Here is a 258-nt window from a genome sequence, read left to right as displayed (position 1 = left end):
TCGTAGTTGAGCTCTTTCATAAACCAACTTAAAGACCATAATCGTGTACGCCATATCTCAATGATTTCGTGACACTTTTTTTGCTCTGCTTGGCTGGTTAGCTGATGGTTCAGCCAACGTTGAATTAAATCGGGCAGTTTATGTTGAAACTGCCACCGTTGAACTACGTCTAACTGAGACAGTGCGTTGACTTTATCGCGATTAATATGTACCACTAAATGATAGTGATTATGCATTACGGCATAGACACAAATATCG

1 pseudogene is annotated in these 258 nt (G+C 39.9%); it reads right to left on the bottom strand.

The annotated features are described in order from the left end of the window. A pseudogene (locus R3X26_RS18995) lies at nucleotides 1–258 on the bottom strand (transposase); the annotation flags it as partial.

The sequence above is a fragment of the Vibrio sp. TH_r3 genome, assembly GCF_033101115.1.
Taxonomy (GTDB): domain Bacteria; phylum Pseudomonadota; class Gammaproteobacteria; order Enterobacterales; family Vibrionaceae; genus Vibrio.
The sequence above is the reverse complement of the archived record's forward strand: the minus strand, read 5'-3'. Positions and strand labels throughout refer to the sequence as shown.